The sequence below is a fragment of the Streptomyces sp. TLI_185 genome (assembly GCF_003814765.1).
GTDB lineage: Bacteria > Actinomycetota > Actinomycetes > Streptomycetales > Streptomycetaceae > Streptomyces.
In genome coordinates this window covers 9,574,673-9,596,717 of the sequence record NZ_RKRB01000001.1, presented here as the reverse complement: position 1 = coordinate 9,596,717, position 22,045 = coordinate 9,574,673, and the positions used below count along the sequence as shown (strand labels likewise).

Sequence of the window (22,045 nt, the reverse complement as noted above, 5' to 3'; positions counted from 1 at the left end):
GGAGGACACATGAGTGCCGATCTTGGCCCGCTGGCCATCACACGCCGCAGCAGCAGTGAGCTGATACGGGCCAACGGCGAAACGGTAGGCAGACTCGGCGACTTCTGGAGCTGGGCGTGCTCCGACCTCGCCAACAACACCATGCGCGGCGTCCTGGCCGAGTACCTCGTGGCCACGGCGCTGGGCGCCGCGATCGGTACACGCACCGAATGGGACACCGTTGACATCCGTACGCCCGAGAAATGGCGCGTGGAGGTGAAGTCGGCGGCCTACCTGCAATCGTGGGCACAACCCCAGCTGTCGAAGATCGAGTTCGGCATCGCGCCGGCTTCCGGCTGGGATGCCCAGACCGGCGCCACCTCAGCCGAGGTAATGCGCCGCTCGGACGTGTACGTGTTCTGCCTGCTGCACCACCAGGACAAGAAGACCCTCGATCCCCTGGACCTCGACCAGTGGACCTTCTATGTCCTGCCCACCCGTGTGCTGGACGAACGCTGCCCGGCCCAAAGGTCCATCAGGCTGTCCAGCCTCGTCGATCGCCTCAGCCCGCTGAAGACCGACTTCGCCGGCTTGCCGAAAGCGGTCTCCGCGTGCGCCGAAGGCATGTGTTAGCCCGATGACAGCGATCTCATCGCGCGCGGTGAGACCCTGCCGACGGCCTTCTCCAGCAGGCGGCATGTCTGGCCCGGCCTGAGCTGGGCCGCTAGGTCGATCCAGCGGCCGGGTGGGATGTCCTGGACTCGGGGCTTGTCATGTCACACTCTCTGGACACCGATCGCCGCACAGGGGCTCTGCAGAGGCATAGCCAGTCGGTGCCTCTTCCGGAACTCAGGCCGGTAGAGCCGCCCGCCAGTCCCGCGCGATCAGGACACGACGCCCCCATGCGCCGCTTGCGGAGCCCCGCACTGGGTGGGGCTCGACACGGCGGATCTGGGCGAGCAGGGCGACGCAGGACGGCCTTCACTCCACGCGACAGCCGACGTCAGCTGTAGACGGTCAGTTCTGCGATTGACCACCAGTTACTCGCGACATTGCCCGTGTTGACGATCTTGATGTAGCGGGCCGTCTGGGTCGGGAAGGAGATCAGCTCGACTCGCTGACCTTCCTCTATGGAAGAGACCTTGGTCCAGTCGGTACCGTTCGTGGAGACGTGGACGCCCGCGCTTCGCGCATAGTCGCCGGTGCTGCTGCCGGAATCCAGCAGGATCTTGTCGAACGTCTGGGTCTGCTGCATGTCGACCTGGATCCACAGGCCGTCGTACTGGCCCCTTCCGGAGCTGTACCGGGTGCCGGAATCGCCGTCCAGCATGTTCGCGGGACCGTCGTTGTACGGGCTTGTGTCGGATGTCGTGGCGGTCCAGCCCGTGCGCGACAGCGCGGGCCCCAGGTCTATGACGTCGAACGAAGCTGAACCCGCGTCCGCTCCGCCGGCGCCGTTCACCGAGACCTCGTACGTGCCCACTGCAAGACCGCTCGGCACGTACGCGCTGATGCTCGTGTCCGACCAGCTGTCGATTTCGGCGAAGAGCTTCCCGAAGCGCACCGTACCCAGCCCCTGCGCGTCACCGAAGTGAGAACCGCTGATCGTGAACTTGGCGCGCGGTATGCCTTGCTTCGGCTTCAGGCTTCCGAAGACCGGCGCGGGGAAGCTGGACAGCTTCTGCGTGGTGAACATCGCCGACGTTCCGCTCGGCAGGGTGTAGGTGTACGAGCCGTCGGCGGACACCGGGAAGCTCCGGCTGCCGGCGGTGCCGTTGAACACCGCGGTGACCTGTGCCCCTTCCGGGCTGCTCCAGGTCTTCAGCTGGAGGCCCTTGGGGACTGCTGTCGGGGCTGCGATGGAACCGGTGTCGCTCGAGGATCCGTATACGTTGATTTCGGCGATGCTCCACCAGAAACCGGATGCCGCGACGCAGACGATGCGAATGTACCGAGCCGTCTGGGCCGGCAACGTGACGGCTGTCTTCCCTATGTTCCCGCTGCCGTTCGCGACCGCGCTGCCCCAGTCGGCCCCGTCGTCCGAGACGTATATCTGGTACTTGGTGACGTAGTCGAAGGAGTTGCTTTCCCCGGTGGCGAAGACGATCTTGTTGAAGCTTGTCGGGCTTCCCAGATCGATCTGGAACCAGGCGCCGCTGGTGGTCCCCTGGCCGAGATTCCACCGGCTGTTGATGTCGCCGTCGATCGCGTTCGAGGCCGCACCCCAGTCCGGGCTCGACGAGGCCGTGGCGGTCCACTTGCCACGGCTCAGTGACGTTCCGGGTGTCTTGATGGACGCTCCGATCGGCAGGGAGTACGTGAGCAGCTTGCTTCCGGTGCGGACGGCGTTCTGGTACTGCAGGAGTACCGGGTCGTACGTGACCGTCATCGGCCCCAGCGACGACTTGAACGTGAAGTCATGGGTCGGGTCGAAGACATTGGTCGCAGCGGGGGTCCCGCCGCTGCGCCGGCCCGTGTAGGTGAACGTGACGGCGTCGCCGGCGTTCAGGGTGTAGTCGAAGGACTGCGTTCCGTCCGCCACGCTGAAGTTCTTCGCGGCGCTCCCCGAGTTGTAGGCGATCAGGACCTTCGAGCCGTCCGGGTTCTGGAACGCGACGCTCTCGATGCTTCCTTCCCCGAAGGTGTTCGAGTAGATGCGATGCGCTCCGGGCTTCACAAACCGGCTGGCGTGAGCGAGTGCGTAGTAGTCCACGTTGTAGGAAACCTGCCCGCTGTCCGGATCGACCGTGACCAGTCCCCGGCACATGGGGATGCCATTGGTGTCGCTGTTGAGCGGACCCAATTTGGGGTCGAGGGCGGTGTTCCAGAGCATCACGCCGTTGGCCCAGTTGCGCATGCCCTTGATGATCCACGTGCCGAGGGCGTCATTGAACGCTGTCTCGTCGTCGCCCTGCCAGACGCCTCCGCTGGCTTCCGTGATGTAGGTTTCCTTGCCCGGATAGTCGTTGTGGACCAGGGTCTGGTACGTCGGGTTGCCACTGTAGATGTGCCATCCGGTGCCGGCCGTGTACTGGGAGGCGGCGGGGTCGCTGAAGATCGTCTCGGGGTACGAGGGCACATCCCAGTTGTGATCCCAGGCAAGGATCTTCGTGGAGATGCCGTTGGCCGCGAATGCCTGGCCAATCTCCTGGATCAACGCGGATTCCTGGTATGCGGACAGGAACATGCCGGGCCAACTGGGCGTGCCCATGGGCTCGTTCTGCGGCGTGATGTAGGAGATGGGCACACCGGCCTTGTCGTAAGCCTTGATGAACTTCACGAAGTAGCCGGCCAGCGTGGAAGCGTTCTCGCTCTTGAGGGTGCCGCCGATCATGGAGTCCGAGGTCTTCATCCAGCCTGGCGGGCTCCACGGGTTGGCCAGGATCTTGGCCGACGGGTTTTGTGCCAGAGCCTGCCGCAAGACCGGAATGATGTACTTCTCGTCGTGCCGGACCGAGAAGTCGGACAGCGTCGGGTCCGTCTGTCCTGCCGGCATGTCGTCGTAGGAGTAGTTGCCGGACGCGTTGAAGTCCGTGGCGCCCATCGGCGTACGGATCAGGCTTAGACCGATGCCCTTCGAGGGGTCGTACAGCTTCTGCATCAGCTTCGCTCGGTCAGCGGTGGACAGCTTGTTGATGAGCCACGCGGAGGAGTCGGTCATGGCCGCCCCGAAGCCCTGGATCTTCTGGTACTTGACGCTGTCGTCGATCTTGATCGTGAGCGGGTTGTCCGTGTTCTTCGTCCGGAACGGCACATCGCTCTGGCCGACGACCCACTTCTTGGCCGATATGTCGGTCAGCCAGACCTGCACGGACGAACTACTCGACGAGGTGGCAGCAGCAGGGTTGCCGGAAACCTGGGTCCAGGCGGCGACGACGCCGATGGCGGTGGTGAGGAACTGACGTCGTCCAAGACCGTGCGAGCTCATTGAGGATCCTCCTTCAGACCTGTTGGTTCAGTACTGCTCTGCGGCGCTGGCCGTCGGCGTCTTGATCACGAGCGGCTGCAGCTCCCACGCGTCGACCGCATAGCGGAGGCGCGTGCCCGGTGCGGTGCGGGCCTGAAGTCGCCACGCGCCCTGCCCTGTCGGGTAGAACCGCAGCGTGAGGACCTGGCCGGTAGAGGTCAGGAAGACCTCGGCGATGGAATGGTCGACGACCACGCGGAGGTCGACCGGCTGTCCGGTGGGGCAGGGCATCCGGTAGGCGCCGCCGTGAGCCCGCGTGTCCAAGGAGGCGTGGTGGCGGTCGACGACCAGTTCGCCCGCGTCCGGATCGAGGCGGATGTCGAGGTACTCGGATCCGTCCGGGGTGGTGAGCAGCCGCAGGCCGACGCTCCCGGTCGGCTCCAGACGGGCCGTCAGGTCGAAGGCCCGTCCCACGCTGCCCAGTTCCACCGGCTCCGGGCCATGGGTCGCGCCCTCGGCCTGCACGGTGCGCTCGCCGCGTAGCGCGAGCAGCTCGGTGGCGGGCCGCTGACGCAGCGTGCCGTCGCCGCCGACATGGATCTCGCGGGGCACGGTGAGGACGCCGGCCCATCCGCCGGCGACGGCCCAGGCCTGGTCGCGGGCTTCCCAGGACCAGCCCCACAGCAGCCATCTTCCGCCAGGTGCACGCAGCAGGGCAGGTGCGTAGCAGTCCGGGCCGTGGTCCGCCCACACGGGTGCGCCTGCCTTGAAATGGCCGTCGTGCTCTTCGCCGATCAGAGCTGCGACGCGCATCGGGCCAGTGGGTTCGGTCCAGGTACTGAAGATGAGGGCTGCCTGTCCGCCGGCTGCCGGGAGGTACTGGGGGCATTCCCAGCCATCGCCGGTGAGCTCTTCGGTGCCGCCGATGGGCTCCGGATGACGGGCCACGAAGGGGCCTCGGTAGGCCCAGGTCTCCAGATCGGGTGAGTCGTACAGGAGGGTGGCGGCGCGGCCGTCGGCGAGAGCGGCGCCGACCAGCATCCGCCAGCCGTCGCCGTCCCGCCAGACGTACGGGTCGCGGTACATGGTGCAGCCTTCGGGCAGCTCGGGGATGAGCAGTTCGCCTCGCGGGCGGAAGGTCGCGCCGCCGTCGTGGGAGACGGCGCAGGTGACGGGCTGGTGCTGGGGGGAGCGCGCCACGAGGTGCGCGGAGTAGAAGGCGATGAGCCGGTCGCCGTCGGAGACGGCGTTGCCGGAGAAGCAGCCGTCGCCGTCCACTCCGCCGGGCGTAGGGGACAGGGCGATCGGCAGCGGCTCCCAGCTCAGCAGGTCGGGACTGCGGAAGTGGCCCCAGTGCAGGTTCGCGTGTGTCGCGCCGTACGGGTTGTACTGGTAGGAGACGTGGTAGTAACCGTCGTGGAAGACCAGCCCGTTGGGGTCGTTGACCCAGTTGCGGGGCGGGCGCAGATGCGCGACGGGGTAGTACGGATCGAGGGGTGGAGTGGACACACGCGTGCCTTTCGGTATGTCAGGCAGGGCCCGCCGGCTGCCTCTGGGGGCAGCCGGGCGCCGGCCCTCAGGCCCGGATGCGGAATCCCGCGCTGAGCTGGTGCTCCCGTCGTGAGCTGGGGCCGACGCGGAGCATGAACTCGCCTGGTTCGACCACGCGACGGTTGTCGGCGGTGACGAGTGAGCAGTGTCCGGCGGGGACGCTGATGCCGACGGCGAGGGTTTCACCGGGCGGGACTTCGGCCTGGGTGAACGCCTTCAGCTCCTGCTCGGCCCACGTGACGCTGGTGGTCAGGTCACTGACGTACGCCTGGACCGTCTCCAGGGCCGGACGGCTTCCGCTGTTGGTGAGCCGCACCGTGGCGTGGACGGTGCCGTCGGCGGAGACCTCGTCCTCGTGCACGGTGAGGTCGGAGTAGGTGACGGTGGTGTAGCTCAGGCCCTCGCCGAACGCGAACAGGGGGTCCTGGGTGAGGTCCGCGTAGCGGTCACCGTGCTGGCCCCGCACCTGGTTGTAGTAGACCGGCTGCTGCCCGACGTGGCGTGCGAAGGAAACCGGGAGCCGGCCGCTGGGTTCGGTGAGTCCGAGAAGGAGTTCGGCGACGGCGCGGCCGCCGCGCATGCCCGGGTTGAACGCCTCGATGAGCGCTGCCGCGTTCAGTGCCGAGTCGGGGAGGGTGCTCGGCTTGGACTGCAGCAGTACGACGATCATGGGCGTGCCGGTGGCGGCGACGGCGTCCAGCAGCGCGATCTGGCCCCCCTGGAGGTCGAGGGTGGCCGTGGAGCGCACCTCTCCGGTGAGGGCAATGGTGTCCCCCACGACCACGACGGCGTAGTCCGCGGCCTCGGCAGCGGCGGTGGCCTCCCGAAGCTGTGCCTCATCGACCGGGGCGGGAAGGAACACGGGCGGCTGCGGCTGGCCGTCGGGCCCGGCGACCCACCGGTCGGGGTCGAAGGCGGGGCTTTCGATGTCGGCTCCGCGGGCGTGTGTAACGGTCCAGTCGGCGGGGACGACGGCGCGCAGGCCGTCCAGCACCGTCTCCACCAACTCACGTGGATGTCCTTCGGGCATCCACGGCACCTGGCCGGTGGCACCCGCCCAGTCGCCGAGCATGGCCTCCGGGCTGTCGGCGTTGGGGCCGATGACCGCGATGGTGCGTGGCGTGCCCCGGCCTGTGGCACGGCCGGTTCCGTCCGCGGTCAGCCCGCCTTCGAGGGGCAGGATCCCCTCGTTGCGCAGCAGTACGAGGGAACGTCGGGCGGTCTCCAGGTTGAGGTCGGCGTGTTCGCGGCAGCCGATCACCTGCGCCTGCCGCTCGGGGTCGGGGGCACGGGGGTCCTCGAAGAGCCCGAGTTCGAACTTCAGCCGCAACACCCGCCGTACCGCGTCGTCGATCTGCTTCTCCTCGACCAGGCCGCGGGCGACCGCCTCCTGGGCGCCCTCGAAGAACCCCGGCGTGGCCATGATCAGGTCGTTCCCGGAGTTGACCGCGACCGCCGCCGCCTCGGCGTAGTCGGCGCAGGTCCGCTGGTCGTAAACCATCCTGCCGACGTTGTCCCAGTCGGTCACCAGCGTGCCGGTGAAGCCCCACTCACCCTTGAGCACGTCGTTGATCAGCCACTCGTTGGCGGTGATGGGCACCCCGTCGATCGACTGGTATCCCAGCATGAAGGCGCGGCAGCCGGCCCGGGCCGCCCGCTCGAACGGGGGGAGGAACCACGAGCGCAGCTTGCGCGGGCTGAGATCCGCCTCGCTGGCGTCGCGTCCGCCCAGGGTCTCGGAGTAGCCCGCGAAGTGCTTGGCGTATGCCAGCACGGCGGTCGGGTCGCCGAGGCCATCACCCTGGTAGCCGCGCACCATCGCGGCCCCCAACTCGCCTATCAGGTAAGGGTCTTCGCCGAACGTCTCGTTGATCCGGCCCCAGCGCAGGTCCCGGGTGATGCACAGCACTGGGGAGAACGTCCCGTGGATCCCGGTCGTCGAGATCTCGATCGCGGACGCACGGGCGACCCGGTGGATCAGAGCGGGGTCCCAGGTGCAGGCCATGCCGAGCTGTGTGGGGAAGATGGTCGCGCCGGGCCAGAAGGAGTGGCCGTGGATGCAGTCGTCGGCGGTCAGCAGCGGAATGCCGAGCCGTGTCCGCCGGGCCCGTTCCATGGCCTCCGGCATGCGCTCGGGCATCACATGCAGGACCGACCCGGCCAGCTTGGCCGACATGATGTCCTCGAGGTCCCCGTGCTGGGCGTCGAGCATCAGCAACTGCCCGACCTTCTCCGCCAGGGTCATCCGGGACAGCAGGTCCTCGGTTCTCGCTTCCACGGAGGCGTCCGGATCCAGGTATACGGCAGCGCGGACCGGCTGTCCCACTGTGGTCTCCAAGTCATGAGTCATTGCAGGTCAGAGAGTTGATGAGGGCGAGCGACGGAGGTCACTTCAGGCCGGTGGTGGCGATTCCGGCGACGAACTGGCGCTGGAAGCGAAGGAAGACGAGCATCACCGGCAGCAGGACGACCACGGCGCCGGCGAGCAGGATGCCGTAGCGCGTGAAGGACTGGCCGCTGCTGGCCAGGGCCAGGCCGACGGGAAGGGTGTACTGGTCCTGGTTCTGGGCCACGACCAGCGGCCAGAGGAAGCTGTTCCACGAGCCGAGGAAGGCGATGATCCCGAGCGTGGCCAGAGCCGGCTTGGTCAGAGGAAGGATGATCCGCCAGAAGATGGCCAGCTCACCGCAGCCGTCGACGCGGGCGGCGTCGATGAGTTCGTCGGGCAGGGTGGAGATGAACTGCCGCATCAGGAACACCCCGAACGGGCCGGCCAGGAACGGCAGGACCAGCCCGAGCAGCGAGCCGGTCAGCTTCATGTTGGCCACGAGCACGTACAGCGGTACGAAGGTGACCAGGGCGGGGACCATGAGGGTGCCGATGACCAGGCTGAACACGAGGCGCCGGCCGCGGAAGTCCAGCTTGGCCAGGGCGTAGCCGAGCATCGAGCAGAAGAGCAGGTTGCCCGCGGTGATGGCCAGCGACACGATCACGGAGTTCGCGAACATGCTCGTGAAGTCGAGGCTTCGGAACAGCTGGCTGTAGTTGGCGGTCGTCGGTGCGGTGGGGATGAGAACGGGCGGCAGTCTGCGGATGTCGGCCTCGGGCTTGAAGGAGCCCGAAAGCATCCACAGGAACGGCGCGATCATCAGCAGGAGGCAGCCGGTGAGCGGCAGATACAGCCATGGGTTGCCCCAGTTCTGCCGGATGCGGCGGCGCCGCAGGGTCCGGTCGGTGTCCGCGTGTCCGGTGCCGGGGTGCGTGAGGGTGCTCATGGGATCAGTCCTTGTCTCGCAGCACGCGGAACTGCAGAACGGTCAGCGCGACGATGAGGACGAAGACGACGTAGCCGGCGGCCGACGCCATGTCGTAGTTGCCGTTGCCGAACTGGTTGTAGCTGTACAACGTGGCCGACAGGGTCGAGTCCAGCGGCCCGCCGTTGGTCATCACGAACGGCTCGTCGAAGAACTGCAGATAGTTGATGCCGGTGGTGACGGCGGTGAGCAGCAGGGCGGGGCGCAGGAGCGGGAAGGTGACCCGCCAGAACCGCTGCCAGGCTCCGGCTCCGTCGAGTTCGGCCGCTTCCATCAGCGACTGAGGTACGGACTGCAGCCCGGCCAGCATGATGATCATGACGGTCCCGAGGTTGCGCCACACGGCCATCAGGATCATGACGGGAAGCGCGAACCGGGTGTCCGCCAGCCAGGCCGGGCCATTGATCCCGAACCAGGCCAGGACGGTGTTGACCAGCCCCGCGCGCGGATCCAGGAGTGTCTTCCAGATCACGGCGACTGCCACGACGCTGGTGATCACCGGCAGGTAGAAACCGACCCGGAAGACGGCCCGGAAGCGGCGGATGCCGCGGTCGAGGGCGACCGCCGCGGCGAGCCCCGCGGCCAGGGTCAGGGGCAGGCCGACCAGGACGAACACGCCGGTGTTGCGCAGCGCGTGAACGAACTGCTCGTCCTCGAAGAGCCGTACATAGTTGTCGAAGCCGATGAACGACACGTTCAGCGGAGTCCTCAGGTCGGCGCTCTCGGTGTCGGTCATGCTCATCAGCAGCGACCAGACCACCGGCAACACCATGAAGGCCGCGAACAGAGCGAGGAAGGGTACGCCGAGGATCCAGGCGGCCCGGGCCTGCGCCCGCGCCGTGCGGCGGACCGCGAAGTGCCGACGGCCGGCACTCCCGTCCGGCCGCCCGGTGATCGGCTCATGGACGTCGCCCCGCCCGGGGAGCGTTTTCGTGGACATGGATGTCATCCGTCCGTAAGAAAGCCAAGAAGGCTGAGAAGGCTGCTGGAGGGCTGCTCACGCGCCGGCGCTCAGCGGCCGGTGCCGATGCTGGTGGCCTTGGACTGCAGCGTCTGCTGCACCTGGGCGACGGTGGCCTTGCCGAGGGACAGCTTCTCCAGTTCGGAGTCGATGGCGTCGGCGATCTGCTGCCAGGTCGTGATGGCGGGCGGCGCCTTGCTGACCTTCAGCTGCTCCTCGAACGCCTTCTTCGTCTCGTCCTCGGTCAGCTTCCCCTCCGACCAGGCGGCGGGCGTCGGGGGCAGGTTGCCGGTGGCCTTGCTGTAGGCGGCGAGGTTGGCGGGCTCGGTGAGGAACTGGGAGAACTTCCATGCCGCCTTGGAGTTCTTGGCGCCCTTGAACACCGCCAGGTCGCTGCCGCCGGCGAACCCGGCGGGCTGCTTGCTGTACGGCACCGGCATGGTCTTCCACTTGCCGTCCAGCTGCGGGGAGTCCTTGTGGAAGGCGCCGCCGGCCCAGGCAGCCTCCTGGTAGACGGCGAGCAGCCCGTCCTGGAAGCCCTGGACGTTGTCCTCCTTGTCGGTCGGCGCCAGGTGCTGCTGGGGGACGCTCGCGTAGTACTCCAGCGCCTTGGCGACCTCCGGCGTGTCGAAGGTGAACTTCTTGGTCTTGGCGTCGTAGATGTCACCGCCCTGCTGCCAGACCATCGGCACCCAGAAGAGCCAGGAGTTGAAGCCGATCAACCACCCGCTGGCATAGCGCAGCTTGGGGTTCTGCTTGCCGGCGGTGGCCTGGATGGCCTTGAGGTCCTTCAGGTATCCGTCCCGGTCGCCGGCCAGGGGGCCCTTGATGCCGGCCTTCTCGGTGATGTCGGTCCGGTAGTAGACCGCCGAGGTGTCGGCGATGAACGGGACGCCGTAGGAGGTGTTCTTGTACTTGGTGGTGTCCCACTGGCCGGCGTAGAAGTCCGACGACTTGAACGTCGTCGGGGTGGCCTGGAAGGCGTTCATGGAGGCCATCTCGGCCATCCACGTGGAGCCGACCACGGACATGTCCGGTGTGTTGCCGCCGGCGATCGCGGTGGTCAGCTTGTCATGGGCGGAGGCCCAGGGAATCGGGGTGATCTGGACCTTGACGCCGGGGTTCTGCTTCTCGAACTTCTTGGCCAGGCTCAACAGGGCCGGGTCGGTGTCGCCCATGGACCACATGACGACCTTCCCCGTGGCCTTGCCGCTGCCGATCTTCGCGGGTGCGTCCTTGCCGGGCCCGGAGTCGGCACTGCGGCCGCAGCCGGTGGCCACCAGGGCTGCGGTGACGGTGATGCACAGGGCCTGAACGGTTCTGACGGTGTGACGAGTAGAAGTACGCATTGGGCGGCTCCTTGCCGTTGAGCGATTACGGGGCGCAGGGGGCGGCGAAGAGGTGGAAGCGGGCAGGCACCCGGATGGGCCGGCCCAAGGGGTGAGTTCGTCTGCACCGGCATCGGCCGTCAGCCGCGGGTCGCAGCTGGAACGTCCGACCCTGAGTGGGCAGCGTCCGGGCAGGGTGTGGCCGGCGTACCGTCCGTGTGCCGGATCAGGAAGGCACCGAGGGAAAGTGCACCTCGGCCGTGACGCGTGAACACGGTTCCGCGTGGAGGGTGATGAAGTCGGCCGGCAGGCGAGCAGGCCGGTCGGGGCCGCTGCGTGGAGCGGCTTCAGGTGGAGCTGGCCGACCTACCGGCCTGCCCGAGGCCGGGGTAGGTCAGTTCATTGGGCGGATGGGGTCCGTCCCCGCCTGCGGGGCTGGGCAGAAGCGGCGGAGACGGACAGTTGGTGAGACGACGACGCCGGACACATCTGGATGACGCAGCGTCAGTTCAAGCCCGGCTGTAACGTCGAGCCCCGGATCACGAGGCTGGTGGGAACGATGCACGAGGGGGCGGCCTCAGGCGATCCGCGCACATGGTCCAGCAGCAGACGCGCCGCCGCCTCACCCATCTCCCGCATCGGCTGGCGGATGGTCGTCAGTGCCGGGTAGGTGTACGACGCCATCTCAAGGTCGTCGAAGCCCACCACTGCGACATCCTGCGGAACCCACAGACCGGCCTCATGCAGTGCGGCCAGCACGCCGGCCGCCGAGGGATCGTTGTGCGCGAAGACCGAGTCGAACTCCACGCCGTCCGCGCGAGCGCGCGCCACCGCGCTACGGCAGCGTTCGAAGTCGAAGTCGCCGGGGATGATGCTGCGTTGGCCGATCTCGACCCCGGCTTCGGCGTATACCTCGACGAAGCCGTCCAGCCGTTCCCGGGTACAGCCGAACGCCTCGGGACCGGTGATCACCAGGGGACGACGGCGCCCGATCTCCAGCAGGTGCCGCGCCGCCTGCGCACCCCCCTCCCGATTGGTGGTGGCCACGTAGGGGAATCCCGGCCGCTGGAAGCGATCGTCGATCAGCACGACCGGCAGCCCCGCTTCGTGCAGCTCCGTGATGTATCCCATGGCACCCTCGGGCTCTATCACCAGCAGACCGTCGAACGACTTGGCGGCGACCTGCAGACCGAGCCTGCGCAGTGACTCCTCACCGCGGTTCCAGGTCAGCATGCGCAGCCCGAAGCCCTCGGTCTCCAGCGTTTCGACGACCGCCTGCACGATGCCGGCCCAGGCCCAGGCCATGTCCGGGACCAGCATGCCGATCATCTGTGTGGTGCCGCGTGCGAGTCCGACTGCTCCGGCGCTCGGCACATAGCCCAGCTCCGATATCGCCTTGCGGACCTTCAGGACGGTGTTCTCGTTGATCTCGCCTTTGCCGTTCAGCACTCGCGAGACCGTCGTCTTGCTGACGCCGGCCCGTGAGGCCACGTCGGCGATGGTGACTCCCATGCCACCTCCTCTCACTCCACGCAGAGGCGGAAGACGTCCTCCCGCACCGAAGGGCCGATCGTACAGAGATCGGTGGAACCGGTACCGGCAGCGGTTCCGGAACCGGTTTCGGTACCGGTTCCGGCAGTGAAGCACCGAGAGGCTCGCCCCGTCAACACACCGGAAACAACTCGTTCACGGGGAAGGAGGGGAAAGTCGTCAGCGCCCGGGGGCGGGGAGTTCGCCGGAGCCGCGGGCGAGGTAGCAGGTGGGCAGCACGTGGTGACGGGCCGCCCCGCCCCCGCCGTCGAGCCGGTCGAACAGCAGGCTCGCGGCCTCCCGGCCGATGGCGGAGTGATCCTGGGCGATCACCGAGATGCCCGGTTCGAGCAGGTCAGCGAGGGGAAGGTCGTCGAAGCCGACCAGCGCCACGCGGCGCTGCAGCTGACGCTCCTGCAGGGCCATGCGGGCCCCGACGGTCAGGAGGTTCTGGCCGGAGACGAGTGCCGTGGGCGCGTGGGCGAGGGCCAGGAGTTCGCGGGTGGCCTCCTTGGCGGCGTCCGCGCCGTGCAGGCCGCGCCTCACGAGAGAAGGGTGCAGCACACATCCCACCGCGGCGACCCCCTCCACGAACCCGGCGTAGCGCTCTTCGGCGGTCCAGATCGAGCGGAGATCCCCGAGGAAGGCGATGCGCCGGTGACCCGCCTCGTGCAGCCTCTTCACCGCTGCCCCCACGGCCGCCCGGTTGTCCACCGTCACGGTGTCCACCTGCGGCGCTGTCGTGCGGCGGTCCACACAGACGACGGGTGTGCCGGCGCGGCGGACCGCGTCGAGGTCGGTGTCGTTCTGCCCGGTGGGCACCACGATGAGGCCGTCGACCCGGCGGGCGGTGAAGGTCTTCAGCAGGCCGCGCTCCCTGGCCGGGTCCTCGTCGGTGGACCCGGCCAGCAGCAGCATGCCGCGCTCGGCGGCAGCGTCCTCCACCGCGCGGTGCAGCGCGGCGGAGAAGGGGTTGGCCGCGTCCTCCAGGACCAGGCCGAGGGTGTGTGTGCGGCGGTCGGCCCGGCGCAGGCTGCTGGCCGTCAGATCCTGGCGGTAGCCGAGCTGCTCGGCGGCGCGCGTCACCCGTTTCGCCAGGTCAGGGGTAACGGGCTTGCCGTTGATGACCCGCGAGACGGTGGCGATGCCAACCCCGGCCATGGTCGCGACGTCGCGTATGGTCGCCGCTCGCCGACCTGTGTCGTTCTGCTCGCTGGACAACGTTTTCTCCCGGGATCAACGGCACCGTGCAGCCGCCCTCATCCTCGCATTCAGGAGTTTTCCCGCACAGGGTCTGGACTTCGGCGACATGTTGCCCGTACGTTCTGCGAAACGTTTCCAGCCCCTGGCCGGAGCTGCCGGTGCCGTGCTGCCCCCACAGCCGGGCCCGCCCGTGGCCTTGGGCCAGGCCACAGCGGAGCCGCCGCCCGTACCCGCGCCCGACACGCGTCAAGCGCCACTCGTCAGTCCCCCTACGGCTGAGCCGAAGCCCGCATGCTTGCAAGGAGCCGCCATGTCCAGAACTCTTCGTCCGCGCCGCAGACTCCTGGCCGCACTGGCCGTCCTGTCCGGGCTCGGCCTGGTCGCCGCCTCCCCCGCCATGGCCGACACGCTCTACCACGAGCAGTACCGCCCCCAGTTCCACTTCACCCCGGCCCAGAACTGGATGAACGACCCCAACGGCCTGATCTACTACAAGGGCAAGTACCACCTGTTCTTCCAGTACAACCCGTCCGGCAACACCTGGGGCAACATGTCCTGGGGCCACGCGGTCAGCACCGACCTGGTGCACTGGAAGCAGCTCCCGGTAGCCATCCCCCAGGACGACCAGGAGATGATCTTCTCCGGCAGCGTGGTGCTGGACAGGAACAACACCACCGGCTTCGGGACGAAGAAGAGCCCTCCGCTGGTCGCCGTCTACACCAGCGCGCAGAAGGCTTCGGGCAAGCAGCAGCAGGCCCTTGCCTACAGCACCGACGGCGGCACCACCTGGCTCAAGTACGACGACAACCCGGTGCTCGACATCGGCTCGAACAACTTCCGCGACCCCAAGGTCTTCTGGTACGCCCCCACGCAGCGCTGGCTGATGGCGGTCTCCCTCGCCGACCAGCACAAGATCGCCTTCTACAGCTCGGCCGACCTCAAGCACTGGACCCACCAGAGCGACTTCGGCCCGGCCGGCGCCACCGGCGGGGTGTGGGAGTGCCCGGACCTGTTCCCGCTCCCGGTCGACGGCGACGCGAAGAAGACCAAGTGGGTACTGGCCGTCAACCTCAACCCCGGCGGCATAGCGGGCGGTTCCGGCGCCCAGTACTTCGTCGGCGACTTCAACGGCAAGAAGTTCACCTCCGACGACGACGGCAGCTACACCGCGCCGAGCGGCACCGTGATGCAGGACTTCGAGTCCGGCTCGTTCGGCGACTGGAAGGCCACCGGTGACGCCTTCGGCAGCGCGCCGACGACCGGGGCGGTGGACTGGCAGTCACAGGTCACCGGCATCGAGGGCAAGGCGTTCGCCAACAGCTTCCACGGCGGCGACGCCTCCACCGGCACCCTGACCTCGCCCGAGTTCACCGTGACCAGCGACTACATCAACTTCAAGGTCGGCGGCGGCAACCACCCGTACCAACCTGATACCGTCCTGGGCGACCAACCGGCACCCACCGGCGAAACCCTCGCCGACTTCGAAGGCAGCACCTACACCAGCCCCTTCGGCGACTGGACCACCACCGGCGACGCCTTCGGCACCGGACCGGCCCAGGGCGCCCTCCCGGGCCAGCAGCAGGTCTCCGGCTACCTCGGCAACGGCCTGGTCAACACCTTCCTGAACGGGGACGCCTCCACCGGCACCCTCACTTCCCCGACGTTCACCATCGACAAGAAGTACCTGGACTTCCTCATCGGCGGCGGCTACCACCCCGCAAGCTCCGACGCCCCCACCGCGGTCGAGCTCATCGTGGACGGCAAGGTCGTGCGCTCCGCCACCGGATCCAACGGCGAAGCCCTGAACTGGTCTTCGTGGGACCTGTCCGACCTGCAGGGCAAGCAGGCCCAGATCAAGGTCGTGGACGACAACACGGGAGGCTGGGGTCACCTCAACCTCGACCAGGTCGTCCTCTCCGCCACCCAGGCGAAGCCCCCCTCCATCGAGACCGGCGTCAACCTGCTCGTCGACGGCAAGATCGTGCAGAATGCCACCGGCGCCGACTCCGAGAACCTCGACTGGGCCTCCTTCAACACCACCGCCTACAAGGGCAAGAAGGCCCAGATCCAGATCGTGGACGCCAACCCCGGCGGCTGGGGACACGTCCTCGCCGACCAGTTCACCACCGCCGACAAGCCCGCCCTGAACACCACCCAGCGCGCCCACTGGCTCGACTACGGCGCAGACTTCTACGCCGCCAACACGTGGAACGACGCCCCCGGCGGCCGCCGCGTCATGATCGCCTGGATGAACAACTGGAACTACGGGCAAGCCATCCCCACCAGCCCGTGGCGCAGCGCCGACTCCTTCCCCCGCCGGCTCTCCCTGAAGACCGTGAACGGCAAGGTCCAGCTGATCCAGCAGCCGGTCGGTGAACTGACCACGCTGCGCGGGGCCGACACCAAGGTGCCCAGCACGCGCGTCACGAACACCACCACCCCGCTCTCGGTGCACGGCAGCACCCTGGACCTTCAGGCCGACCTCACCCCAGGCACCGCCGACCGCTCCGGCCTGGACGTCCGCACCGGCGCCGGGCAGCGCACCCGCATCGGCTACGACACCGCCACCGGCGAGGTCTACATCGACCGCAGCGCCTCGGGCGCCACCGACTTCGACCCCACCTTCTCCGGCGTCCAGCGCGCCCCCCTCGACCTGCACGGCGGCCAACTGAGCCTGCACGTCCTCGTCGACGCCTCCTCCGTCGAGGTCTACGCCCAGAACAGCCGTGGCGAACAGGTCACCCTCACCGACCAGATCTTCCCGGACCCGTCCAGCACGGGTGTCGGCGCCTTCGCCGAAGGCGGCACCGCCACCATCGACCGCATGCAGGCGTGGCGGCTGAAGTCCATCTGGCCGTGACCAGCCCTTACGTCACCGCGCCGGGCATCATCGGCTTCCGGCGCACGGCTCTCCATCGTCGTACGAGAGCGATGCGTAAGCGGACCGTCTAGCACGAGGCGTAACGAGCTAGATCAAGCAAGAAGCCTCGTGGTGCTCACCACGTGAAACAGCACCACGAGGCAGTGTCGAGCACCCCCAGCGGGGGCGGTCATTCAGCGTGAACAGAGGTACCAACGGCGAACTGCCCTGTCCGCTGCGCCCCTTTGGCCAGCGTTCAACGCATCAACTCAGCCATCCGGCAATGGCGTTGGCGAGGGCGTCACCGCCGTGCTGCACAACGGTTCCCGCCACCAGGGCGGGAAGTGCCTGGGCGATCTGGCGAAGCGTGCCGGCCTGTGCGTCGGGCGCTGCCAGAGAGGTGTCGACGGTGTCCGCCATGGCCCGCAGCACCGCCACGTTGGCCAGGCCCGCCTCGTTGCGCTCCACGTCGGCGCGGAACGAGGTGAGAAGGTCTCGTACGGCCTCGATGTCGATCGTGCCCTGGACCGACGCGGACTGGTACACGTGGGAGATGTTCTGCCCCACGACGTTCTGGTTCGGGGCGTTGTTGTTGCCACCGATACTGATGCCCGAGCCGTGTCCCTGCTCCGATTCGGGGCGACTCCGTCCCACCATCATCACTTGCCTCCCTGGTTGCCATTGCCCTGGCCCACATTGCGGATGTCGCTGCCCGCGACGTTCTGGATGGGCGCGTTGTTGTCCCCGTACACCTGGATGTTGGTGATGACCGCGGCTACCTGGCGCTCGTACTGAGCGGTGTCGACGCCCAGTTCGTCGAGGTACTCGGCGACGGTCCGGAAAATGCAGGTCTGCATCAGCACGACGTGCCGTTTTGCGTCGTCGCTCTGGTGCATGTCGGTGATCTCTTCGGTGGAATACCGATCGCGCAGACTGACCGGATCCTTCTCCTCGGCGCGGCCGTCCTCCGCCGGCTCTCCAAGCCCGAGCCGCGCCACGAAGCGCCACAGCGCGAGAGGGCCCGCAGCAGCATCCAAGAGCGACTGCGTCACGATCCAACCGATCAGCCGTGTCCCTCGCTTGGCGACGGGTGCGTCAGCTACCCGCAGTTCGTTGTACAGCGGCGTCATCACGTGCGGGCGAACGGTCAGCCTTAGTTCGCCCGCCTCCAGCGCGGCGTGCACGAACACGCTCACCACCACTTGGCCGTCCCAACTGACGCACTGCGCCCGCAGATACAGCCGGTCCGGCACACTGGACGGCGACCGGCGCCCCCGGCCGCGCAGGTCTGGCAGTTCCAGCTTCGGCGCACGGGTGCGCCGAAGCCACAGCGCCGACGGCAGACCCTTCACCTCCGTGACGGAGAAGCCGGGCAGGGGATCGGTGATCTCCCGTGCCCCGCGCCCCAGCTCCCGCAGCGCCCCGCCCATCCGCCGCAACAGCTCCGCCTCCCCGAACGACTTGACCGACTCCTCCGGGTCCTTCGGCTTCAGCGGGATGTCAATATCGGCGACGCCCCACACATCACGCCCGGCTCCCACGAAGTACTCGGGCTCGTCGTACGGCAACTCCCGCCTCGCCTGTTCGCTGCCGATATGCGTCATCCGACGCTCGCCTTTCGCCGCGGCCCGGGGCAGCCGGTCGGACGACACCCCCTCCCGGACGAGCCGGGCCAGCGCCGCCCGCGCTGCGAGACGGTCGCCGGCACACATCAGCGCGAGTCCGACCAGCAGCGCGAACGACAACAGCACCAGCCCGATGCGCAGGGCGACGACCTCGCCGCTGACGGGCTGGTACGGCACGACCGCGAGCAGCCATGGCACGCACAGCACGAGATACGCCGCACGAGGCGACCTCGCCAGCCGCGATGTCCTGCCCTTGCGTAACGCCCGGTAGGCGGCCTACCGCATCAACAGAGCCACGAAGACGACCGCTCCCCAGACAACGGCCGCCCTGGGTGCCGCGTACGCCACGAGGGCAGCCACGAGCAGCCCCGCCACACGTCGGGCCCACCGGCGCCGCCGTGCACGCAGGCTGTGCGCCACCACTGGTACGAGGTCGAACGCGTACGACGGCACAGGCAACGGCGGGCCGTGCAGGACGTGATCCACAACCCACTGCGCCATGGGCTCACCCAGGGGCGGACAGTCGTCACTGCCTTCCAGGTAGATACGCCTCCGGGTACTGCGGCGGGGCTTGTCCGCCTTCTTCCCCCTGCCTCTGAACTTGCGCCACCACGCTTTGACGGCTTTCACGCGGTCGGGGCGTGCGTACACGGCTTGGCACAGCAGCCTGGTCACTTCCGAAGAGGTCGGATCAACCTCCCCAGGGCCACGCGCATCGGAGGTCGCGGGACCAAGCTGAATCGGCACCGCCGGCCCCTCGCCCTCAACCTCCCTGGGTGGAACGAGAATTGACCGAATCCCGCTCCCTCAGAAAGGGACTGCGGGTGAACTCGACCGACGAAAGCCTGGGCCATACAGGGTGACAGCGATAGGGACCAATGCTCGGTTGCGGTCTGTCGGATGCGCGCGGCAGACCTGCCTGAATGTGGTCTTGCCAGGCCAACCTCAAGACAGCGTAGATTGGGGCCAGTTGATCATCAGGGGGGAGCCGGTGACAGGGCGAGACCTTCGAACGCTGTTCAGCTCGAACGACCGGAGCATCTCCGCCAGTGAGGCGTTCACGAACCGCCAGGCACAGTGGCAGGCCGTGACGACCCACCTCGCCGAGCACATACGGCACGTGACCCGCGCGGACTTCGACGTGGAGGATCTGGAAGCTCCACGCCGCAACATCCTGGTCTTCCACGGCGTGGGCGGAATCGGCAAGTCCACGCTCTCCCGCAAGATCGAGGCGTCGCTCTCCAGTAGCGAGCACCGTCCCGTGCAATGGGAATCACCATCTCACCCCCAGGAGCGGATACTGCCGGTCCGCATCGACCTCGCACGCGCCGCGGGCATGGACTTCGAGCGCGTCGTCCTCACCATCCGTCTTGCCGTCGCCGCGCTCGGCCGGTCGATGCCCGCCTTCGACCTCGCCCTGCGCCGTTACTGGGAGCACAACCACCCGGGCGAACCGATCGAGGAATACCTGCGCCGGGGCGGGCTGCTGAGCCGCTTCAGCGCCGCTGCCGCGCTGCCCCAGCAGATGCAGTCCGCCCTCAGCGACGTCGCCCAGGCCCTGCTCCTGCCCGGCACCGTCGGAAGTGCGCTCGGCCAGGGGGCCGGGGCACTCGTCAAGGCATTACGCGAGCGGCGCCAGTCCGTACGCGCCCTCGCCGACTGCTCCCGCCTGGCTGACCTCCTGGAGGCCGAGCCCGACCTGGAAGCCCTCAGCTTCTACCCACATCTGCTCGCCTGGGACCTGGCCCAACTCCCGGGCGCCAAGAGCGCGCTGCCCGTGATCCTGCTGGACACCTTCGAGGACACCGGCGACCGCACCCACCGCGATTTCGAGCGCCTGCTCCAGCGCATCGTGTGGCTGATGCCCAACGCGTTCTTCGTCGTCACCGGACGCAATCGCCTCCAGTGGGCGGAGAGCAGCCTGGAAGGGCAACTCGACTGGACCGGTCCGAATGCGTGGCCCGGCCTCGTCTCCGACACGCCCCGTACCGGGTCGGGCGTATCCGGCCGACACATCCTGATCGGCGACTTCTCCCCGGAAGACTGCGAGGACTACCTGTCCCGCAGGCTCAGCCGCAACGGGCACCCACTGATCGACGAACCGGTCCGCCGGATCATCGCCGAGCGCTCCCACGGGCTGCCCTTGTACCTGGACCTGTCGGTCATGCGCTACCTGGAACTGCGGCGCAGCGGCAGACAGCCGCAAGCCACGGACTTCGACCACGACTTCCCCGCCCTGATCGCCCGTACTCTCAGAGACCTGACCGCAGAGGAACGCCACGTACTCCGCTCAGTCAGCCTGCTCAGCGCCTTCTCCGTACCCCTGGCCACCCAGGCCGCAGGCATGCAGCACGACGCGCCAGCCCTACGGCTGACCGAGCGCCCCTTCATTCGGCAGTCCTCCTCCGGCGTGTGGCCCTTCCACGTCCACGACCTGATCCGCGCCGCGATCCGCAACCCGGACGACGCCAGTGACGACCGCTGGTCGGAGCAGGACTGGCAGCGCGCGGCCCAACGCGCCTTCCACACACTGGAATCCCAGTGGCGCCAGGACCTACGGCGCGACCGCGCCATCCTGGTCAGCTGCCTCCAACAAGGGCTGCTCCTCGCACGGGACTTCCACCTCGATCTCGGCTGGCTCGCCAATGCCGCATTCCAGTACGTCGGCGACTCGATCTGGGAACCGCTGGTGCTCCCCGCCACCGATACCGCATCGTCCGGGGGCGTACGGACTGCGGCGGATGCCCTGGTCGAAACGCTCAGTGCCATCGCCCGGCGCCAGCACGAACACCGTGAACGCACAGTCAGTCGGCTCTCCGCCATCCTTGCATCGGGATTGCTCCCCGATGGCCTCGTCGAACTGGCCGCGTATTACCAAGCAAAGGCCCAACGGGACCTCGGGTTAACCGATGACTCTCGCCACGGCATGCAGCGTGTCGCGTCCGCCGGCGGTCGGCTCGCTTCCGCCGCTCGACGGGGCCTGGCGCACCTGAGCCGCGTGTCCGGAGATTTCCCTGCGGCGTTGGAGGCCGCCGGGAGCCTGGGCTGGGCCGGGCGGCACCATCGGGTGCTGGGGGACGTGTGGTGGGTTCAGGGAGACATGGAGCGGGCGGTAGCCGCGTATCTGGCGGGCCGGAGCGATGCCGAAGAACACGGTGTGGTCGGCGAGACCGCCGTGGCCCAGGCACATCTCGCCTTTGCCGTATCCTTCGTCGACCCGCTTCGGGCCGATGACGAACTCGACCTCGCGGACCGGCTGTTGTCGCCCCTGAGCCTGCGCTCCAACGAGATGACCGCTCGCATCGCCGCACTCGTGCGCGACGCAGGATTCGCCGAAGACCTGCCTGACCGAGCGGCCGTCCAGTTGGCAGAAATCGGCGTCTCCGGCATCTCCTACGCCGCGGCCAAACTGCAACTGGCCCTGTGCTTCCACCACGCGGTCCTTGATGCCCAGGACAACCTCGCGGCTGGTATCGCCCGCCTGAGTGAGCTCACACAAAGCGGCTACTATGCCTACTACGTCGAAATCGCGCACTTCATGGGCGACCTCCCACTCCCCCCGAACACCGTACGAGCACGGTGGATCGACGGAGAACGACAGACCCGGGAGCGATGGCGCAACATGGTGCTGGGACGCCGCGATCACGTCGGTACGGTTCGTTGAGCCGCAGCAATGGGTCTGCTGCCAGGAGATTGCCCAGCTCTCCACAAGGCACCCCGCCCCTCGGCACCTCGCTCGTGCTGTCCCTGGCCTTCGCGATTGCCGCCCGCCTGGGCGACCGCTTCG

Annotated in this window: 14 protein-coding genes; 3 read left to right on the top strand and 11 right to left on the bottom strand. The window is 67.9% G+C overall.

The genetic code is table 11. The features are described 5' to 3' along the window. Positions 1 to 9: 9 nt before the first annotated feature. Positions 10 to 612 carry a hypothetical protein gene (locus EDD92_RS44095; RefSeq protein ID WP_123969453.1) on the top strand — a complete coding sequence of 201 codons (603 nt, stop codon included), beginning with the start codon at positions 10 to 12 and terminating at the stop codon, positions 610 to 612. A gap of 370 nt (positions 613 to 982) precedes the next feature. On the opposite strand, the gene EDD92_RS44090 is transcribed toward EDD92_RS44095, so the two are convergent. From EDD92_RS44090 to EDD92_RS44055, 8 genes are all read right to left on the bottom strand, one after another. Continuing rightward, positions 983 to 3,907 carry a discoidin domain-containing protein gene (locus tag EDD92_RS44090; protein WP_123969452.1) on the bottom strand — a complete coding sequence of 975 codons (2,925 nt, stop codon included), beginning with the start codon at positions 3,905 to 3,907 and terminating at the stop codon, positions 983 to 985. Positions 3,908 to 3,934: 27 nt separating this feature from the next. Continuing rightward, the gene (locus EDD92_RS44085; RefSeq protein WP_123969451.1) at positions 3,935 to 5,395 is read right to left on the bottom strand and encodes a glycoside hydrolase family 32 protein; all 1,461 of its coding nucleotides are present in this window, start codon (positions 5,393 to 5,395) and stop codon (positions 3,935 to 3,937) included. Positions 5,396 to 5,462: 67 nt separating this feature from the next. Beyond that, the gene (locus EDD92_RS44080) at positions 5,463 to 7,763 is read right to left on the bottom strand and encodes a glycoside hydrolase family 3 N-terminal domain-containing protein (protein ID WP_260327378.1); all 2,301 of its coding nucleotides are present in this window, start codon (positions 7,761 to 7,763) and stop codon (positions 5,463 to 5,465) included. A gap of 61 nt (positions 7,764 to 7,824) precedes the next feature. Next, positions 7,825 to 8,712 (bottom strand): carbohydrate ABC transporter permease, encoded by an 888-nt coding sequence (locus EDD92_RS44075; RefSeq protein ID WP_123969449.1) that lies wholly within the window; start codon positions 8,710 to 8,712, stop codon positions 7,825 to 7,827. A gap of 4 nt (positions 8,713 to 8,716) precedes the next feature. Then, positions 8,717 to 9,691, bottom strand: a complete 975-nt coding sequence (locus EDD92_RS44070) for a carbohydrate ABC transporter permease (RefSeq protein ID WP_260327179.1) — start codon at positions 9,689 to 9,691, stop codon at positions 8,717 to 8,719. A 71-nt stretch (positions 9,692 to 9,762) separates the two neighbouring features. Beyond that, positions 9,763 to 11,061 (bottom strand): extracellular solute-binding protein, encoded by a 1,299-nt coding sequence (locus EDD92_RS44065; RefSeq protein WP_123969447.1) that lies wholly within the window; start codon positions 11,059 to 11,061, stop codon positions 9,763 to 9,765. Positions 11,062 to 11,544: 483 nt separating this feature from the next. Then, positions 11,545 to 12,552: a LacI family DNA-binding transcriptional regulator gene (locus EDD92_RS44060; RefSeq protein ID WP_123969446.1), complete on the bottom strand. Its 1,008-nt coding sequence runs from the start codon at positions 12,550 to 12,552 to the stop codon at positions 11,545 to 11,547. Positions 12,553 to 12,750: 198 nt separating this feature from the next. Beyond that, positions 12,751 to 13,791: a LacI family DNA-binding transcriptional regulator gene (locus EDD92_RS44055; protein ID WP_260327178.1), complete on the bottom strand. Its 1,041-nt coding sequence runs from the start codon at positions 13,789 to 13,791 to the stop codon at positions 12,751 to 12,753. Positions 13,792 to 14,083: 292 nt separating this feature from the next. Between EDD92_RS44055 and EDD92_RS44050 the strand changes: the two genes are divergently transcribed. Then, entirely contained in the window at positions 14,084 to 16,633 is a 2,550-nt protein-coding gene (locus EDD92_RS44050) for a GH32 C-terminal domain-containing protein (RefSeq protein WP_123969445.1), read from the top strand. Positions 16,634 to 16,897: 264 nt separating this feature from the next. On the opposite strand, the gene EDD92_RS44045 is transcribed toward EDD92_RS44050, so the two are convergent. The 3 genes from EDD92_RS44045 to EDD92_RS50240 all read right to left on the bottom strand — a co-directional run bounded on the left by EDD92_RS44045 (position 16,898) and on the right by EDD92_RS50240 (position 18,759). Further along, the gene (locus EDD92_RS44045; RefSeq protein ID WP_260327177.1) at positions 16,898 to 17,290 is read right to left on the bottom strand and encodes a hypothetical protein; all 393 of its coding nucleotides are present in this window, start codon (positions 17,288 to 17,290) and stop codon (positions 16,898 to 16,900) included. 2 nt (positions 17,291 to 17,292) lie between these two features. Continuing rightward, a complete protein-coding gene (locus tag EDD92_RS50245; protein ID WP_260327176.1) occupies positions 17,293 to 18,435 on the bottom strand; it encodes a hypothetical protein in 1,143 nt (380 codons plus the stop codon). A 99-nt stretch (positions 18,436 to 18,534) separates the two neighbouring features. Continuing rightward, complete coding sequence (locus tag EDD92_RS50240) at positions 18,535 to 18,759, bottom strand: hypothetical protein (protein ID WP_185124328.1); 225 nt, start codon at positions 18,757 to 18,759, stop codon at positions 18,535 to 18,537. 490 nt (positions 18,760 to 19,249) lie between these two features. Here EDD92_RS50240 and EDD92_RS44035 point away from each other — a divergent pair, with 490 nt between their 5' ends. After that, positions 19,250 to 21,922: an ATP/GTP-binding protein gene (locus EDD92_RS44035; protein WP_123969443.1), complete on the top strand. Its 2,673-nt coding sequence runs from the start codon at positions 19,250 to 19,252 to the stop codon at positions 21,920 to 21,922. Positions 21,923 to 22,045 lie beyond the last annotated feature (123 nt).

Excerpts from the sequence above, each read along its gene's own strand:
- EDD92_RS44095 (WP_123969453.1), top strand. The coding sequence starts at position 10 with ATGAGTGCCGATCTTGGCCCGCTGGCCATCACACGCCGCAGCAGCAGT.
- EDD92_RS44090 (WP_123969452.1), bottom strand. The coding sequence starts at position 3,907 with ATGAGCTCGCACGGTCTTGGACGACGTCAGTTCCTCACCACCGCCATC.
- EDD92_RS44075 (WP_123969449.1), bottom strand. The coding sequence starts at position 8,712 with ATGAGCACCCTCACGCACCCCGGCACCGGACACGCGGACACCGACCGG.
- EDD92_RS44070 (WP_260327179.1), bottom strand. The coding sequence starts at position 9,691 with ATGTCCACGAAAACGCTCCCCGGGCGGGGCGACGTCCATGAGCCGATC.
- EDD92_RS44065 (WP_123969447.1), bottom strand. The coding sequence starts at position 11,061 with ATGCGTACTTCTACTCGTCACACCGTCAGAACCGTTCAGGCCCTGTGC.
- EDD92_RS44060 (WP_123969446.1), bottom strand. The coding sequence starts at position 12,552 with ATGGGAGTCACCATCGCCGACGTGGCCTCACGGGCCGGCGTCAGCAAG.
- EDD92_RS44050 (WP_123969445.1), top strand. The coding sequence starts at position 14,084 with ATGTCCAGAACTCTTCGTCCGCGCCGCAGACTCCTGGCCGCACTGGCC.
- EDD92_RS44045 (WP_260327177.1), bottom strand. The coding sequence starts at position 17,290 with ATGGTGGGACGGAGTCGCCCCGAATCGGAGCAGGGACACGGCTCGGGC.
- EDD92_RS50240 (WP_185124328.1), bottom strand. The coding sequence starts at position 18,759 with ATGGCGCAGTGGGTTGTGGATCACGTCCTGCACGGCCCGCCGTTGCCT.